We start from the raw sequence: 1,638 nt of genomic DNA on the forward strand, positions 1-1,638 counted from the left end.
TCCCTAATAAGGTTTCTTCTGATAAAAAATCGATAAATGAAGAGAGACGTTTAGCATATGTAGGTATTACTAGAGCAAAAAAAAAATTAACTTTAACTTACACAAAAAAACGTTTTTTATATGGTAAAGAAATTAATTCAATAAAATCAAGATTTATTAAAGAATTACCACAAAATTGTGTAAAAAATATTAATTACATTCAAAAAATTAATTTTTTACCAAAACAAGATTTTATTTTTACAAAAAAGAAATATTTTATAGGACAAATAGTTTATCATAAAATTTTTGGTCAAGGAATTATTCTAAAGATAGAAATTCTTAAGAAGAATGAAAAATTACAAATTAAATTTGATAATACAATAATAAAATGGATAATGTCTAATTATGTAAAATCTTCTTTTTAAGTATTTATATTAAATTTTTTAACAAAATATATAAATTTTTTTATATATGATATTATCTTAATTAGGAGCTTTTATGTTAAATGCATATAAAATATATAACAAATATTTAATTCATCTTAAACTAGATAATAATTTTAAAAATCTTTTGGATGCAATATGGATTGATTTAATTCAACCAGAGAATAATGAAAGGAAAAAAATATATTATTTACTTAAACAAAATTTAGCTACTAGACCAGAATTAGAAGATATAGAAGCATCAGCAAGATTTTTTGAAAATGAAGAAGGATTACATATCCATTCGTTTTTCTTTTATAAAAAGAAAAATGAACGTGCAGGTACTACTACCGTCGCTTTTACTATAAAAAATGATAGATTATATACTTTAAGAGAAAAAGAATTATCTGTATTTCTTTTATATAGAAAACGTATGCATAATCATTGTATGCTTTATGGAAATCCTTATGAATTATTATTAGATATATTTGATACTAAAATTGAACAATTAGCAAATAGAATTGAAAATATATATAGTGATTTAGAATATTTAAGTTGTATTATTATGAAAGGTCATCAAAATGAGGAATTTGATAATGCACTTTCTACTTTAGCTGAATTAGAAGATGTTGGATGGAAAGTACGATTATGTTTAATGGATACACAAAGAGCAGTAAATTTTTTAATGAGAAAAACTAGATTACCTAATAATCAAATCAAACAAGCAAAAGAAATTTCGAGAGATATTAAATCTTTACTACCACATAATGAATCATTATTTCAAAAAGTTAATTTTTTAGTACAAGCTGCGATGGGATTTATTAACATAGAACAAAATAGAATCATTAAAATATTTTCCTTAGTATCTGTAATTTTTTTACCACCAACATTAGTTGCATCTAATTATGGTATGAATTTCACTTTTTTACCAGAATTAAAATGGAAATATGGTTATATTTATGCTATCATTATAATGATAACTTCTGCTTTAGCACCATATTTTTATTTTAAAAAAAAAAAATGGTTATAAAATTAAAATTATTAATATATGTTTTTTTAAAAAAATTTTTGAGAGAATATATATTTTACTATATCTAAATATAGGTAAATAATAATTAAATTTACCTATATATTTTTTTATATTCAATCTTTTTTAAATCATTTTAAATAAAAAATTAATATTTGTTATAACAGATTATTAATTTAACCTAGAAAATTAGATACTAGTATAAAATAC

At 20.3% G+C, this 1,638-nt stretch carries 2 protein-coding genes; both read left to right on the forward strand.

The features are described from left to right. A partial coding sequence (locus GJT96_RS00985; RefSeq protein WP_282097330.1) for a 3'-5' exonuclease occupies positions 1-404 on the forward strand: 404 nt, incomplete at its 5' end. Positions 405-477: 73 nt separating this feature from the next. Next, on the forward strand, positions 478-1,431 hold the full coding sequence (gene corA, locus GJT96_RS00990) for a magnesium/cobalt transporter CorA (RefSeq protein ID WP_169780379.1): 954 nt from the start codon (positions 478-480) through the stop codon (positions 1,429-1,431). The last annotated feature ends 207 nt before the right edge of the window (positions 1,432-1,638 follow it).

The organism is Enterobacteriaceae endosymbiont of Donacia piscatrix, assembly GCF_012569525.1.
GTDB lineage: Bacteria > Pseudomonadota > Gammaproteobacteria > Enterobacterales > Enterobacteriaceae.

What these genes read in the sequence shown, in the direction of transcription:
- corA (WP_169780379.1), top strand. Translation starts at nt 478, where the DNA reads ATGTTAAATGCATATAAAATATATAACAAATATTTAATTCATCTTAAA.